The 13,554-nt window shown below is 66.5% G+C and carries 11 protein-coding genes; 5 read left to right on the top strand and 6 right to left on the bottom strand.

Annotation, left to right across the window (positions count from 1 at the left end):
• Positions 1-10: 10 nt before the first annotated feature.
• The 5 genes from OJA40_RS14610 to OJA40_RS14590 form a co-directional block, all read right to left on the bottom strand.
• Positions 11-523 (bottom strand): hypothetical protein, encoded by a 513-nt coding sequence (locus tag OJA40_RS14610; RefSeq protein WP_208426481.1) that lies wholly within the window; start codon positions 521-523, stop codon positions 11-13.
• Between the two features lie 105 nt (positions 524-628).
• Positions 629-2,884 (bottom strand): GspE/PulE family protein, encoded by a 2,256-nt coding sequence (locus tag OJA40_RS14605; protein ID WP_263810960.1) that lies wholly within the window; start codon positions 2,882-2,884, stop codon positions 629-631.
• Between the two features lie 57 nt (positions 2,885-2,941).
• On the bottom strand, positions 2,942-4,297 hold the full coding sequence (locus tag OJA40_RS14600; protein WP_263809606.1) for a type II secretion system F family protein: 1,356 nt from the start codon (positions 4,295-4,297) through the stop codon (positions 2,942-2,944).
• A gap of 325 nt (positions 4,298-4,622) precedes the next feature.
• Positions 4,623-4,808 carry a hypothetical protein gene (locus tag OJA40_RS14595; protein WP_263810959.1) on the bottom strand — a complete coding sequence of 62 codons (186 nt, stop codon included), beginning with the start codon at positions 4,806-4,808 and terminating at the stop codon, positions 4,623-4,625.
• Positions 4,809-5,110: 302 nt separating this feature from the next.
• Entirely contained in the window at positions 5,111-5,512 is a 402-nt protein-coding gene (locus OJA40_RS14590) for a hypothetical protein (protein ID WP_263810958.1), read from the bottom strand.
• A gap of 556 nt (positions 5,513-6,068) precedes the next feature.
• Here OJA40_RS14590 and OJA40_RS14585 point away from each other — a divergent pair.
• Entirely contained in the window at positions 6,069-7,064 is a 996-nt protein-coding gene (locus tag OJA40_RS14585) for a threo-3-hydroxy-L-aspartate ammonia-lyase (protein ID WP_263810957.1), read from the top strand.
• Between the two features lie 157 nt (positions 7,065-7,221).
• Here OJA40_RS14585 and metE read toward each other — a convergent pair whose 3' ends face one another.
• A complete protein-coding gene (metE, locus tag OJA40_RS14580; RefSeq protein ID WP_208426484.1) occupies positions 7,222-9,531 on the bottom strand; it encodes a 5-methyltetrahydropteroyltriglutamate--homocysteine S-methyltransferase in 2,310 nt (769 codons plus the stop codon).
• 216 nt (positions 9,532-9,747) lie between these two features.
• Here metE and OJA40_RS14575 point away from each other — a divergent pair, with 216 nt between their 5' ends.
• From OJA40_RS14575 to OJA40_RS14560, 4 genes are all read left to right on the top strand, one after another.
• Positions 9,748-10,923, top strand: coding sequence for an aminotransferase class V-fold PLP-dependent enzyme (locus tag OJA40_RS14575; RefSeq protein ID WP_208426485.1), 1,176 nt, complete (start codon positions 9,748-9,750; stop codon positions 10,921-10,923).
• 150 nt (positions 10,924-11,073) lie between these two features.
• Positions 11,074-12,039 carry an aldo/keto reductase gene (locus OJA40_RS14570; protein WP_208426486.1) on the top strand — a complete coding sequence of 322 codons (966 nt, stop codon included), beginning with the start codon at positions 11,074-11,076 and terminating at the stop codon, positions 12,037-12,039.
• A gap of 144 nt (positions 12,040-12,183) precedes the next feature.
• Positions 12,184-12,696, top strand: coding sequence for a CIA30 family protein (locus tag OJA40_RS14565; RefSeq protein WP_263791870.1), 513 nt, complete (start codon positions 12,184-12,186; stop codon positions 12,694-12,696).
• Positions 12,697-12,889: 193 nt separating this feature from the next.
• A complete protein-coding gene (locus tag OJA40_RS14560; protein ID WP_208426488.1) occupies positions 12,890-13,549 on the top strand; it encodes a deoxynucleoside kinase in 660 nt (219 codons plus the stop codon).
• Positions 13,550-13,554: the final 5 nt, after the last annotated feature.

Below are 13,554 nucleotides of genomic sequence, written 5' to 3'. Positions count from 1 at the left end.
AAGGGAGCACCTAGTAGTAGCTCAGCACCTCCGAAAACCGGATGGGCTCGGCCAGGAAGGGGTCGTCCCCCGCATCCTGGACGTAAACCACGACTTCTTTTCGGAAGGTAGGGCCCGACGCTACATTCATGCTCGAATCCAGGTAGCGGACCTCCACCTCAACGGTAAACTCCATGTCGAACTCCGGCGTCTTGAAGGTCTCGGTGCTGGGCGTCATGTCGTGGAAGTCCCCCACCGAGTCGCAGGTTTGACTGCCCCCGAAGGCCTGACAATCCATGCCTCCCCCAAATGAGCCCCGGAACTCCGTGGGGTCCGTGATTCGGTCTTCCGTTCCGCCAATAGTGGCCTCATCGAAGGCCCGCGCCCGGATCACCTCCATCGTCTGCATCCCCACCCCGAGGGCCATCTGCTCCATCTCCGACCGGACCACCTGGCGCTGCTTCTGCAGCTCGGTCTTCATCTGGTTGAAGTTGAAAAACGTGGCCATCATGAGCGCCAGAAGGGCCAGAAGCGTCTGTTGCATGGCAACCGATCTGCATGTCGAACAGGGTATCGAATGCGCGTCGTCTTCTGCTCGCGGCGGCCCTGGCGCCGCCTCTCCGCACGCACGGCTGGGCCGAGCCGGGGCCTACGTGGACACCACCCGGATCATCTCCTCCACCGAGGTCTCCCCGTTGAGAATGGACTGTCGGGCCGACGCCTGAAGCGACCGCATGCCGTCCTCCTGCTCCGCGTGCTGCCGGATGGCCCCTTCATCGACGATGCCCTCCGCCTCGACGATCATGTGGCGGATCGGCTCGGTGAGGTACAGGGCCTCCGCGATGGCGCGCCGCCCGTCGTAGCCCGTGCCGCCGCACTGGCCGCAGCCCCCCTTGTCGTCCGCGGCGTAGAACGTGCCGTTGTTGATCTCCTCCTCCGAGAAGCCCAGCTGGCGCAGCTTCACGGCGTCCGGGTTCGTCACCTCCTGCTTGCAGTTCGGGCAGAGGGTCCGGATCAGGCGCTGGGCCACCACCAGGTTGATGGCGTAGGCGATGAGGAAGGGCTCGATCTCCATCTTGTAGAGGCGGCTCACGGCGCTCGGCGCGTCGTTGGTGTGCAGCGTCGAGAACGTGAGGTGCCCCGTGTTGGCGAGCTTAATCGCGAGCTCGGCCGTCTCCTTGTCCCGCATCTCTCCCACCATCACCGTATCCGGGTCGTGGCGCAGGATGGAGCGGAGGGCGTCTTTGAGCCGCAGCTTGTCGCTGAGCTTGATCTGCCGGGCCCCTTCGATGATGTACTCGACCGGGTCCTCAATCGTGAGCACGTTCTCGCCCGGCCCAATCACGCGGTGCAGCGCGGCCACCAGGGTCGTGCTCTTGCCGGAGCCCGTCGGCCCGGTCAGGATGACCATGCCGTTGGGCTGGCTGATCGCGTGCTCGAACCGGTCGAGCGCCCGCGGCCCCAGCCCCAGCTTGTTGAGGTTCGTGATGACCTTCCGGTCGTCCAGCACCCGGATGACGACGCTTTCCGAGTCGATGTCCTGGTTGGAGCTGGCAATCGGCATGATGGACACCCGGTACCGAATGCGGGTCCCGTCCACGTCGCGCTGAATGAAGCCGTCCTGGGCGGCGTCGCTCTCAAAGCGGTCGACGCTCATCGCGTTGTCCTTGATCACCGACAGGAGGGCCTCCGGGTGCACGCGGTCCTCCGTGTGCCAGTGGTTGAGGCGCCCGTCGACCCGGAAGTGGATTTCGACCTCTTTTTCAGAGTTCGGGTAAATGTGGATGTCGGACGCCCCCTCCCGCACCGCCTCCACGAGGGTCGCCTCGAACAGGTTGATGAGCGTCGACCGGTTGATCTCCTCCTCCAGCTTCTCCTCGTCGACCAGGTCTTCCTCCTCCTCGAAGTTCTGCCCAAGGTCGACGGTCGACTCCTCGTCGATCCGGTCCAGGTACTCGTTGTCCTTCGGGAAGGCCTCCGTCAGCAGCTCGTTGACGGCAGCCTTGGGCGCATACTGCAGCTCAAACCGGCGCAGGTCGAGCGACCGCGCCACCCGGTGCACCTCGGGGCGCATCGGGTCGTGGGTAATGAGGATGACCTTCCGCCCCCCTTCGCGCTGCACGTGGTGGGGCACGAGTCCCAGTTCGAAGAGCTGTTCCTGCTGGTCCTCGGAGAAGGCATCGACCGTCGCACGGACGAAGTCGAGATCGGGCTCCTGGGATTCAACGTCCGCCACCGAGAACGCGTAGATGCGGGCTGCGCGTTCGTAGACGACGTCCTCGTCCACCCCGTCCTGCTGCGCCAGGACCCGCCACAGGGCGAGGTCCGGCGTCTCCGCGTCCCGCTGGGCCTGGGCGGCCTCCACCGCCCCCACGCCCACGACGCCGCGCCGCAGCAGCATCTCCACCACCCGGTCGTTCGTGCCCACCGAGGAGCCCGAGGCCATCCGCGAGGCGGCCTCGTCGATGAGCTCGGTGTCAATCTCGGCCTCAAGCTCGTCGAGCGCCTCCTCCGGGCTCGGCAGGTCGGGGCCGCCCTCCACGGGGGGCCCCTCCCCGGGCGCGCCGTCGAGATCGGGCTCCGGGGCCGCGGACCCGTCCCCGTGCGGCTCGGAGGAGACGCCGCCCAGATCGGGGTCTTCGGGCGACGGATCGTCCGACGATGGGTCCTTTGTGCCCCGGCGAGACACGGGCGGCCGGTCGCTCGACGCGAACGGCGGCACCGCGAAGCGCGGGGAATCTACCGGCCCCAGCGTCAGGGCGTCGGGGCGCGGCGCCCCCGTCGACGAATCTGGGGCGTCCGCCCCCGGGCCCTCGGCCCCGCTGCTCGCCGCGGACGAGGGTGCCTCGTCCTCTGCTGCCTCCCGCAAGGAGATTGAATGGTCGCTGTCGATCGAATTGCTCACTGCGTCAACACAAGAATTAAGAACCCAGTCAATTCAGTCGTCCGCGTTCGTCCCCGCCTACATGCCCATCATGTCGGCCTGCGACGGCTGGATGAAGGCCATCTCCGCCGAGAGGATCGTCAGGAACAGCACCCCGAGGGCGATGATGATGGAGACGCCCGTCTGGATGCTCTCCACCGCCGCGTCGAGGCTCAGCTCGGTCTCCTGCTCGTAGTAGTCGGCCATCTGCCGGGCGCTCTCGCGCACGCTCCCCGTCTCGGCCCCGCTCTTGAAGCGCGTGATGGCCATGGAGGTGAACACCCCACTCGCCTTGAGCGCCTGCACGAGGCTCGCCCCCTGGGCCGTCATCATCGGAATCGTGACGTTCCGGATGCGGTACTCCATGTACTTGTTGCCGCAGGCCTCGGCCGCAATCCGGATCACCCGCAGGTTGTCGCCGGCCCCGGAGTAGAGAATGGAGAAGACCCGGCAGAAAATCTCGATGTTAATCTTGTGGAGCAGCTTTCCGATGAGCGGGATCTTGATCATGTACTTGTGCAGGTAAAACTTCCCCTGCTCCGTGCGGGCCCACACGACGAACGCCAGGAGCGGGCCGACCGTCCCGATCAGCACCCACACCCAGTACTGGTCCAGCCAGGCCGCCATGTCGAGCGAGAAGCTCGTGAGCGGCGGCATCGTCACCTCCATCCCTTCAAAGAGCCCCGCCGTTGCCGGCACGATGTACCAGATGTACCAGACCATCGCCCCAATCATGGCGACCGTGGTGACCGCCGGCATGATCATGGCGCTCCGCACCCGCGAGCTGAACTCGTCCTTCCGCTCCAGGAAGCGGGCCGTGGCCTCGTAGATCTCGGCCATGTTCCCGCTCTTGGAGGCGATGCCCAGCATGTAGGCCGTAAACTTGCCGAGCTTGTCGCGGTGCTTGTTGAAGGCCTTTTCGGCGTTCATGCCGCCCTTCAGGTCGGAGTTGAGGTCCCGGATGACCTGCTGGAGGCTCTTCGAGGACACGTCGTTCACCAGCATCTCCAGCACCTCGTCGAACGGCAGGTTCTCCCGGAGCAGGTTCGCCGCCAGCCGCACGAACATAATCAGGTCGTCCTGCGGCGGCGAAAACTCGAAGTCGAACCACTTCTTCTGCACCTTCACGACCTCCAGCCCCATGTTTTCGAGGGCCTCCTCCACCTCTCCGGCCGAGAACGCCTTCTGCTCCCCCGTCTTCACGGTGCCGTTCGGGTGGCGCACCTTGTAGTAGTAGGTGCGGCGCTTCTTCAGGTCCGACGGCTTGAACCCGTGCTCGTCGGACAGGTCCTCGACCTTCTCGCGGGCCTTGCGCTTCGAGGAGGCCATGACGGTGCCCTGCACCGACTGGCCGCCGGCCGCCACGCCCTGAAACCGGTATTCGCGAGTCGCCATGGCAGAAGGGGCTGGATTTGTCTGTTCCTATGCCTCTCGTGTAACTGTAAGAGCACCGAACGTTTTTGTTTTACTCCTACGGATTACACCCTACATACACCGTGCCGCATTCGGGCCTTCGCTTAGCGGGCTCTCCGTCCTGATGTGTCCGGGGCCATTGTTTATTATCGACACCATGAACGGAATCTTTACCTGCTTCTCCGGTCGCCCTCTTCGCCGGCCGCACAAGGAATTCGGTCCAGGAGGATGTGCGGCTTGTCACCCGGGCCGTGCGGACCACCTCAGGAATCGTCGGTCGCTCAACTCAGGGCGGGGACGCGGTGCCCTACCGGTCCCGGCGCGCTCGGTCGATTACCTCGGAGTCCCGGACGTGGAGGAACCCCTGTCCCCAGTGCCGAGGGGAGAACCGATTCCGATCCACCGCCTCGATCAGGGCGTCCCGCCGCTCCTCGACGGTCGAGAGGTCTTTGAGACTGCACCCCACCACGCCCATCGCACCAACGAGCAGCACGCACAGCGCCGCATGCGTCAGATTTGAGGGAACGGTCGCTGGCTTTTGCTTGAATTGATATCGCCCCCACGCCCACCCGCCGACTAACGCGAGGAAGACTTGGCTGATGGGCTTGATGCGAGAAATCACTGACCATGGTGTAGGACGTTGCCGCAAGTACAGTCCCTACCAGGAACACATGGACGGAATTGGTGGGCTCCGACGCCGGTATCTGTCTATTTTGTGCACGCAGTAGGAAAAAAATGAGGCGGTCCTGTCTAGGACCGCCTCAAGAACCAACTGAATGAATAGCGACTTCAGCCTTAGTCGAATCCGTCGGTACTGAAGTTAGTGGCGAGGCTATCTCCCTGAAGATTGACCCGTACGTTTTGGGGAGATTCGGAGGCAGTACACGTGATTTGAGTCGCACTATTAATTGTACACGTTGCATCTTGCCCACTCGCTCCGTCAACATCGACGGTAGCGTTGTCGAGGCCAATCGCACTAGCGGCCTTTGAGCCAGTTGAACTCGAGTCAACACCACCGAGCTGAGCAGGCTTAGCCAGCGCCCCTTGCAAGTCTGAGGCTAGAGATGTCCCTCGCTGCACAAGTGCATCCTGGGTGGCTTGCGCCTGGTTTTCGCTGAAGGCCTGGATGCCGGCCACGGTGGCCAGGCCGACGATGACGGTGCTCAACACGAGAAGTAAAAGCTGCTGCTGTCCCATGGTGTTAAGTAGTTGTGGTTAGAGGGTCGCGTGTCGCGGAACGCGCACCGCGGAGACCGTCTTCCGAAGCCCGAAAGCCCGTCGCCACGGCCGCACTCGGAGTCGCCCGCATCTTCGCCCCCATATGGCCACATGAACCGTGCCACTTGATTACAAACGACCAAATTCATGGTCTTAAAGATAACATTCCCTCTATTTTGCCCGCTCAACGGCGGACGTAGCGGGGTCCCCTGCACTTCTGCCGGGTCCTGAGCGGCGTCCCGTCGTTCATTCGTGTCCGGCACTGGTACAATATGTAACCGGCCCGGTAGCATTCTCGTCCTACACGGACCGGGATGCGCCTCAACGACCGCCTTGATTTTGCCCCGCCACGGAAATCTGCGAACGACGTGTTTACTGCAATAACAGATATTAAGGACGGCCGGGTGGGTGGTCCTTCAGCCCTCACCTCAGAGGGAATGGACGGTCCCCTTCAGACGCCCCCCGCCGGCCAACCTCCGCCCCGCACTTTCGTAGGGATCGTGCGTCACTCTCAAGCGCCATCTTTTCCCTATCGATGTCGACTCCCTCGACCGCCTCCTCCCCCGCCGTCACCTACGCCGACGTCGCCGCCGCGGCCCGGCGCCTCGACGACGTGGTGCACCGGACGCCCGTCATGACCTCCCGCACCGTCGACCACCGCGTGGGCGCCGACGTGCTCTTCAAGTGCGAGAATGTCCAGCGCACCGGCGCCTTCAAGATTCGGGGCGGGTACAACGCCGTCTCGCAGTTGCCGGCGGCGGCCAAGGAGCGGGGCGTCGTTACCTACTCCTCCGGCAACCACGCCCAGGCGGTGGCGCTGGCGGGCCGCCTCCTCGGCGTGGACACGACGATCATCATGCCGGAGACCGCCCCGCAGGTGAAGCTCGACGCGACCCGCGGCTACGGAGCGGAGGTGGTCGAGTACGACCCGACCGAGACGGTCCGCGAAGAGTTGGGACGGCGCCTCGCGGCGGAGCGCGGGCTCACGCTCGTGCCGCCCTACGACCACCCGGACGTGGTGGCCGGGCAGGGCACCGTGGGCGACGAGCTGTTCGACCAGGCGGGCGCCCTCGACGTGCTGCTCGTGTGCTGCGGGGGCGGCGGGCTGCTGTCCGGCTGTGCCCTGGCGGCGCGGCACCACGCCCCCGACTGCACCGTCATCGGGGTGGAGCCGGCGGCCGGCGACGACGCGACACGGTCCTTCCACAGCGGCGAGCTGCAGACGGTGGAGACCCCCGACACGGTGGCCGACGGGGCGCGGACGCCCTACCTCGGCGAGGTAACGTTCCCGCTCGTGCTGGAGCACGCGGACGACATGGTCACCGTCTCGGACGCCGCCCTCGTCCGGGCGATGCACCTGCTCTGGGAGCGGACGAAAATGGTGGTGGAGCCGACCGGCGCGCTGGGCGCCGCGGCCCTGCTCGACGGGGTCGTGCCCGGCAACGACCGCCGGATCGGGGTCGTCGTGAGCGGGGGCAACGTCGACCTCTCCCGGGCCCACGCCCTGTTCGAGCAGTACGACCTCGAATGACACCGGTGGCGTCGGGCTTCATCTCTACGCACGCGGGGGCACTTCACCGAGAGACCGGTGGGCCTTCAAGTATGGGCCAAACAGAACGGGCGGGCCAACGCCGCAACGCGGCGCGCCCGCCCTCTGCTCGGAGACAATTGCGAACTCCTGTTCGGCGTTACGCCGTCGCCCGCTCGCGGACGTTCTCGGCGGCCTGGACCATGTTTTCGAGCGCGGGCTGCACCTCGACCCAGCGGCGCGTCTTGAGGCCGCAGTCGGGGTTGACCCACATCTGCGACGGCTCCAGCGCGTCGAGCGCCGTCCGGATGAGCTCCTCCATCTCCTCCACCGACGGCACGCGGGGGGAGTGGATGTCGTAGACGCCCGGCCCAATCTCATTCGGGTAGTCGAACGCGTCGAACGAGTCGAGCAGCTCCATCTTCGAGCGGGACGCCTCCACGGAGATCACGTCGGCGTCCATGTCGGCGATCGCCTCGATGATGTCGTTGAACTCCGAGTAGCACATGTGGGTGTGGATCTGCGTCTCGTCGCGGACCCCACTGGAGGCGAGCCGGAAGCATTCGACGGCCCAGTTGAGATAGTCGTCCCACTGGTGCTCGCGGAGGGGCAGTCCCTCGCGGAAGGCGGGCTCGTCGATCTGGATGGCCTGGATGCCCACGTCTTCGAGGTCGAGCACCTCGTCGCGGATGGCAAGCGCGATCTGGCGGCACGTCTCGGCGCGCGACTGGTCGTCGCGCACGAACGACCACTGCAGCATCGTCACCGGGCCGGTCAGCATGCCCTTCACCGGCGTGTCCGTCTGCTCGTTGGCGTAGGAGAGCCAGCGGGTGGTCATCGGCTCCGGGCGGCTCACGTCGCCGGCGATGATCGGCGGCCGCACACAGCGGGTGCCGTAGCTCTGCACCCAGCCGTTCTCGGTAAAGAGGAAGCCGTCGAGCTGGCGGCCGAAGTGCTCGACCATGTCCCCCCGCTCGGGCTCCCCGTGGACGAGCACGTCGAGCCCAATCTCCTCCTGGGCGGCGATGGTGTCGGCAATCTGCTCCTCGATGAAGGCCTCGTACTCGTCCTTCGAGATGTCGTCCTTCTTGTACTGGGCGCGCATCCGGCGCATGTCGTCGGTCTGCGGGAAGGACCCGATCGTGGTGGTCGGCAGCGTCGGCAGGTCGAGGGCCTCGCGCTGGAGGGGGCTGCGGCTGGAGTGGGGCGAGTCGCGCTCGGTCATGGCGGCGTCGATGCCCGCGACGCGGTCCTGCACCGCGGCGTCGTTGATCCAGTCGGACTCGGCGCGGGCCGCGTGCGCCCGTCGGCTTTTTTCGAAGAGGGCCTCCGTGGCGTCCTCGTGGCCGTCGGCCCGCTCGGCCAGCGCCACGATCTCTTCAATCTTCTGCGTGGCGAAGGCGAACCAGGTCTTCATCTCGTCGCTCAGGCCCGGCTCCGTGTCGAGGTCGACCGGCACGTGGAGCAGCGAGCAGGACGGCCCCACCAGCACGCGGTCGGTGCCGAGGGCACGGGTGGCCGTCTCCACGGTGCCGAGCAGGGCGTCGAGGTCGGCCCGCCACACGTTGCGGCCGTCGATGACGCCGAGCGACAGCGCCAGGTCGTCCGGGACGCCGTGGTCGAGGGCCTCGTCCAGCTGCTCTTCGCCCCGCGTGAGGTCGAGGTGCAGCACGTCGATCGGCAGGCCCAGCGCCGTGGGCAGGTTGTCCTCCAGGCCGCCGAAGTACGTGGCGACGTGGAGCTCAATGTCGGCGGCGTCGGCGAGCGCCTCGTAGGCCTGGTCAAGGGCGGCGCGCTCCGCGTCGCTGAGGTCGAGCACGAGGTTCGGCTCGTCGAGCTGCACGGCCTCGCAGCCGGCGTCGGCCAGCTCCTGCAGCACCTCGGCGTAGACCGGCAGCAGGTCGTCGAGCAGGTCGAGCGCGTCGAGGTCGTCCGCCTGCGTCTTGCCGAGCAGCAGGAACGACACCGGCCCGATCACGACGGGCCGCGTGTCCACGCCCTGGGCCTTCGCCTCCTCGTACTCGTCGATCACCTTCGTCGACGACAGCGAGAACGTCGTGTCGTGGGAAAACTCGGGGACGATGTAGTGGTAGTTCGTGTCGAACCACTTCGTCATCTCCATCGCCTGCACGCCCGACTCCTCGCCCTCCAGGTCCTTCTCCTGCAGGCCGCGCGCCATGGCGAAGTAGGTGTCGAGGTCCACCTCGGTGCCGTCCCACGGGAAGCGCTCGGGCACGGCGCCGACCATCGCGCAGGCGTCGAGCACCTGGTCGTAGTAGGAGAAGTCGTTGGAGGGCACGACGTCGAGCCCCAGCTCCTGCTGGGTCGCCCAGTGCGATTCGCGGAGGGCCTGGGCCGAATCGCGGAGCTCGTCTTTCGTGAGGTCCCCCTTCCAGTATCCTTCCACGGCCCGCTTGAGCTCGCGGTGCGCGCCGATTCGGGGATAGCCGAGATTGCTTGCCGTCGCCATGGACGTAGGGATGGTTGGTTGCTGGACAACTAAAGACTATAAGGTGTACGGGCGGCCTCAGGATTGTTACCTCCATTCCCCCCATTTTCCAGAACCTCCACATTGGCCGCGTCCGCACGCCGCCCGCCGTGGAAAACCGGACCCGGGCGAACGGGGCGGCGGGGCACGCGTACGGCCCGACGTCAAGCGTCTTTTCTCTTCTTCCTTCGCCCCCGCATGGACCTCGATCGTCTCCGCGCCGAGACGCCCGGCACCGACCACGTTCTGCACTTCAACAACGCCGGGGCCGCCCTGCCGCCGCAGCCCGTCCTCGACGCGCAGGTCACGCACCTGGAGCGGGAGGCCACCATCGGCGGGTACGAGGCGGCGGCCGAGGCGGAGGAGCGCCTCCACCACACGTACGAGGCCATCGCCCAAATGCTGGGGTGCGCCCCCGACGAGGTGGCCCTCCTGGAGAATGCCACCCGCGCCTGGGACATGGCCTTTTACGGCCTGTCGTTCGCCCCCGGCGACCGCATTCTGACCTCCCCCTCCGCCTACGCGAGCAACCACATCGCCTGCCTGCAGGTGGCGGAGCGGACGGGCGCCGCCATTGAGGTGCTCCCGCACGACGAGCAGGGCCAGGTGGACGTGGACGCGCTCCGCTCAGCGATGGACGACGACGTGGCGTTGATCGCGCTCACCCACGTCCCCACCAACGGCGGGCTCGTAAACCCGGCCCCGGAGGTGGGCGCGGTGGCGGCCGACGCCGGCGTCCCCTTTCTGCTCGACGCGTGCCAGTCCGCCGGGCAGATGCCGCTGCCGGTCGACGAGCTCGGGTGCACCATGCTCTCGGCCACGGGGCGCAAGTACCTGCGGGGGCCGCGGGGAACCGGCTTCCTGTACGTGCGGGAGGACTGGATCGAGCGCATCGAGCCGCCCCTCCTCGACCTCCACGCCGCCACGTGGACCGCCCCCGACGCGTACGAGATTCACCCGGACGCCCGTCGATTTGAAAACTGGGAGAGCCACGTCGCCGGGCAGGTGGCCCTCGGGGCGGCCGTCGACTACGCCCTCGACCGGGGGCTGGGCGCCATCTTCGACCGCAATCAGCAGCTCGCCCACGCCCTCCGCACCCGCCTGGCCGACGTGCCCGGGGTTGCGGTCCACGCCCAGGGCAGCGTCCGGTGCGGCATCACCACGTTTAGCGCGGAGCAGAAAGACGCCTCAACAATCCAGGCCGCCCTCCGCACACGGGACATCAACACCTCGGTCTCCCCGCCCAGCTCCACCCGGCTCGACGCCGAGGCGCGGTCGCTCCCGGAGCTCGTCCGGGCGTCGGTCCACTACTACAATACGGAGGCCGAGATTGACCGCTTTGTGACCGCCCTCCGTTCGGTTCTTTCGTCCTGACGGAGACCCAGCCGCCCGCGGGGCGTCCCTTGAAGACCCCAAGAGACTGCCCGAGGCCTTCGCGTCGCAAGAATCATTTAGGGGGGCGTGTGCTTCATAGGTGTAGTCTCATTTCTCGACGCTCCCCGCACACAACCCGCGACGCCCCCGATGCAGTCCATCTCGTTCGAAAACGGCGACGAAATGCCCATGATCGGCCTCGGCACCTGGAAGTCGCCACCGGGGGAGGTCTACGAGGCCGTGACGACGGCCCTGGAGGCCGGCTACCGCCACGTCGACTGCGCCCCCATCTACAAGAATGAGACTGAGGTCGGCGCGGCCCTGAGCGACTCGTTCGACGCGGGTGTGACCCGGCGGGACGACGTATGGGTCACCTCGAAGCTCTGGAACAACGCCCACGACCCGGACGACGTCCGGCCCGCCCTCGAACAGACCCTTGCGGACCTCCAGCTCGATGCCCTCGACCTGTACCTCATCCACTGGCCGGTGGCCCTGCAGCCGGAGGTGGACTTTCCGGAGTCGCCCGACGACTTCGTGTCGCCGGAGGCGGCGCCCCTGACGGAGACCTGGGCCGCGATGGAGGCCCTCAAGAAAGACGGGCTCGTCCGCCACATCGGCGTCTCGAACTTCAGCGTGCCGAACCTGCAGATGATCTTGGATGCGGGCGAGGTCCGGCCGGAGATGAACCAGGTGGAGATGCACCCCTACCTGCCCCAGCCCGAGCTGGTGTCGTTCGCCGAGGACCACAACATCCCCATCACCGCCTACTCCCCCCTCGGCTCCGGCGACCGCCCCGACGCCATGAAGGCCGACGACGAGCCGACACTCATGGCGAACCCCACGATCAACGACATTGCGGACCGCCACGGCGTGTCGCCCGCTCAGGTGCTCCTCCAGTGGGGCGTGGCGCGGGGCACAGTGGTCATCCCGAAGTCGACGACCCCGGCCCACATCAAAGACAACCTGGCCGCCGCCGACCTCAACCTGTCGGCCGACGAGCTCGAGACCATCGACAACCTCGACCCGAAGTATCGCTACCTCGCCGGCGCCGCCTGGACCATGGAGGGCAGTCCGTACACGCAGGCCGGCCTGTGGGGCGAGAAGCAAATTCGTTAGTACGCGGCTCGGGCGGACGGAAGGCGCTCCGCGTGGGCCCCGTCGGCCCGAGCTTGACACGGCGCCGATGGCGGCCGGTTCTGGCGCCTGGAGGCGAGTGCACGTGGCCTTGGCATCACAAAACAGGTTGCAATGGGTTCTAGCATGACCGCACCCCCCCTGTTCGACTTCTCGTCTCCGGCGCCCGACGCCCCGGACGACTGGCGCAGCGTCGACGACCCGGTGATGGGGGGCGTCTCCGAAAGCAAGTTCGTGGCGGGCGAGGACCACGCCGTGTTCACCGGGACGGTGTCGCTGGACCGCGGCGGGGGCTTTGCCTCCGTGCGCGCGCCGGAGCGCACCTACGACCTGAGCGACCACGCGGGCCTCCACCTCCGCCTCCGGGGCGATGGGAAGCACTACTGGTTCACGGCGTACACCGAGGCGGGCCGTTCGGTCAGCTACCGAACCTCCCTCGCCCCAACAACGGAGTGGACCACCCTGGAGGTGCCGTTCGACACCCTGACCCCGTACCGTCGCGGCAGCGAGGTCCCCGACGCGCCCTCGTTCGCCCCCGCCCAGGTCCGGACAATGGGGTTCTTGATTGCCGACGAGCAGGCCGGCCCGTTTCGGCTGGAGGTGGCCTGGATCCGGGCCGGCCTTGCCCCTTCGGCCTAACCCCTTTCCGGTCCCCGACGAACCCGACGTCCCCCACTCGTCCGTCCCGACGGGACGTAATTTCAGGGGCGGGGCTTCGGGGGAGGCCGTCCCGTGTCTTTGCACAAAAAAGATCGGGGCGCCGTGTCGATTTTGCCTCGGTCCCCCTAGGTTGCTACGCGGTTCGATTGACTGAGGCACGACTTTCTCTTCCATGGACGACACGCCCGCAGACGCCCCCGAATCCCCGAAACATGTGGCCATCTCCGGCAACATCGGCGCCGGAAAGACGGCCCTCACCAAAGTGCTCGGGGAATACTACGGGTGGGAAACGGTGTTCGAGCAGGTCGACGACAACCCGTACCTCACCGACTTCTACAACGACATGCGCCGGTGGTCCTTCAACCTGCAGGTCTTTTTCCTGTCCAAGCGGTTCGAGCAGCTGCAGCGGATCGAAGAGGGGGAGACGTCCGTCGTGCAGGATCGCTCCATCTACGAGGACGCGCACATTTTTGCCCGGAACCTCTACGAAATGGGGCACATGAGCGCCCGGGACTACGACAATTACACGGACCTGTTCACCATCATGACGTCCTACCTCCAGCCGCCGTCGCTGCTTATCTACCTGCGGGCGTCGGTGCCCACCCTGGTCGATCACATTCAACAGCGCGGCCGGGAGTTCGAGTCGACGATCCGCATCGACTACCTGGAGCGCCTGCAGGGGCACTACGAGGAGTGGATCGCGAACTACGAGCGCGGCCCCAAGCTCATCATCGACGTGGACGAGCTGGACTTCGTGGGGGAGGAGGAGGACCGACGGATGGTGCTGAACCAGATCGAGAGCCGGCTCTTCGGCCTGTTCCCGGACGAATAACCGGC

Origin of the sequence: Salinibacter pepae (genome assembly GCF_947077775.1) — a bacterium.
In the GTDB taxonomy this organism is placed as follows: Bacteria; Bacteroidota; Rhodothermia; order Rhodothermales; family Salinibacteraceae; genus Salinibacter; species Salinibacter pepae.
This window is presented reverse-complemented; position numbering and strand designations above follow the sequence as displayed.

Coding starts and splice junctions, on each gene's coding strand:
- OJA40_RS14610 (WP_208426481.1), bottom strand. CDS start 523: ATGCAACAGACGCTTCTGGCCCTTCTGGCGCTCATGATGGCCACGTTT.
- OJA40_RS14600 (WP_263809606.1), bottom strand. CDS start 4,297: ATGGCGACTCGCGAATACCGGTTTCAGGGCGTGGCGGCCGGCGGCCAG.
- OJA40_RS14590 (WP_263810958.1), bottom strand. CDS start 5,512: ATGGGACAGCAGCAGCTTTTACTTCTCGTGTTGAGCACCGTCATCGTC.
- OJA40_RS14585 (WP_263810957.1), top strand. CDS start 6,069: ATGTCGACTCCCTCGACCGCCTCCTCCCCCGCCGTCACCTACGCCGAC.
- metE (WP_208426484.1), bottom strand. CDS start 9,531: ATGGCGACGGCAAGCAATCTCGGCTATCCCCGAATCGGCGCGCACCGC.
- OJA40_RS14575 (WP_208426485.1), top strand. CDS start 9,748: ATGGACCTCGATCGTCTCCGCGCCGAGACGCCCGGCACCGACCACGTT.
- OJA40_RS14570 (WP_208426486.1), top strand. CDS start 11,074: ATGCAGTCCATCTCGTTCGAAAACGGCGACGAAATGCCCATGATCGGC.
- OJA40_RS14565 (WP_263791870.1), top strand. CDS start 12,184: ATGACCGCACCCCCCCTGTTCGACTTCTCGTCTCCGGCGCCCGACGCC.
- OJA40_RS14560 (WP_208426488.1), top strand. CDS start 12,890: ATGGACGACACGCCCGCAGACGCCCCCGAATCCCCGAAACATGTGGCC.